Source organism: Kitasatospora phosalacinea (assembly GCF_000717185.1).
GTDB lineage: Bacteria > Actinomycetota > Actinomycetes > Streptomycetales > Streptomycetaceae > Kitasatospora > Kitasatospora phosalacinea_A.
The window spans coordinates 1-1,292 of the sequence record NZ_JNYE01000241.1 but is presented as its reverse complement, the minus strand read 5'-3'; the positions used below and the strand labels follow the sequence as shown (position 1 = coordinate 1,292).

The following is a 1,292-nucleotide window of genomic DNA, read 5'->3' as shown; positions in this document are numbered from 1 at the left end:
TAGTAGGGCTTGGTCAGGTTCGCCTGAGTGCGGGTATGTCGCGGTGGCAGGTCGGGCAGTGTCCTGCCCAGGTGGCGAGGACCAGCTGCAGCTCGCGGACGACCTGGTAGAGACTCAGCCCGCCGCCATTCCTTTTGGGGCCCTGGCCAGCCTCCGCAGGGTGCAGAAGGCGTGGGCCAGGGCGACGAGGGTGACGTGGTGGTGCCAGCCGTTGAAGGTGCGGCCCTCGAAGTGGGCCAGGCCCAAGGCCTGCTTCATCTCGCGGTAGTCGTGCTCGATGCGCCAGCGGAGCTTGGCCAAGCGGACCAGGGTGGTCAGCGGGGTGTCGGCGGGCAGATCGGAGAGCCAGAACTGCACCGGCTCGGCCTCCCGGGCGGGCCACTCGGCCAGCAGCCAGCACTCGGGCGGCTCGACGCCGTCGGTGGCATCGCGGATCTCGCGGCCGGCGGGGCGGATCCGCAGGGCGACGAAACGCGAGTACATCCGCTTGAAGCCGGTGCGGCTCCTGCCGGGGCGGGATCCCTCGCGCCAGGAAACCGGCCTGGCCGCCCTCCGCCCCGCCTCCACCACCAGGGGCCTTGACGCTCTTCGCCGGATCGGGATACCGGGCGACCGGCGGCCGCCCGATCCCGCTGTAGGCAGGGGTGGACGGCCGGGCGGAGCCCGGCCGGGCGCTGAGCGTGGTGGAGATCCCCACCACGTAGTTCAGCCCGCGCTCGCCCAGGCCCAGTCGGAACGCGACCGCGTCGCCGTAGCCGGCGTCCGCGACGACGAGCGGGACGCGCACGCCCCAGGAGCGGGTCTCATCGACCATGTCCAGGGCGAGCTGCCACTTCTCCACGTGCCCGAGGCCGGCGGGGATCCGGCAGCGCACGCGGCGCGACACCTTCACGGGATCGGCCTTCTCGGAGGCGGGGTCCCAGGACTTGGGGAGGAACAGCCGCCAGTCGACGGCCGCGGAGGCGTGGTCGGCGGCCAGGTGCAGCGAGACCCCGACCTGGCAGTTGGTGACCTTGCCCGCGGTGCCGGTGTACTGCCTGGACACGCACGCGGGGGCGTCGCCGTCCTTGAGGAAGCCGGTGTCGTCGATGATCAGCGCGGTCGGCTTCAGCTCGCTGTGCATCCTCCACGCCAGTCGGGCCCGCACATGCGCCGGGTCCCACGGGCTGGCAGTCACGAAGTGCGCGAGCGCCTGCCGGTTGCCGTCCTCGCCCAAGCGGGCCGCCATCGGCTCCACCGACTTGCGCCCACCGTCCAGCAGCAGCCCACGCACATAGACCCGTCCCCAACGG

At 72.4% G+C, this 1,292-nt stretch carries 1 protein-coding gene and 1 pseudogene; both read right to left on the bottom strand.

What is annotated here, in order from left to right; genetic code table 11:
* Positions 1 to 114: 114 nt before the first annotated feature.
* A complete protein-coding gene (locus tag OO57_RS47560) occupies positions 115 to 483 on the bottom strand; it encodes a transposase (RefSeq protein ID WP_418909945.1) in 369 nt (122 codons plus the stop codon).
* 148 nt (positions 484 to 631) lie between these two features.
* A pseudogene (locus OO57_RS47555) lies at positions 632 to 1,237 on the bottom strand (transposase); the annotation flags it as partial.
* Positions 1,238 to 1,292 lie beyond the last annotated feature (55 nt).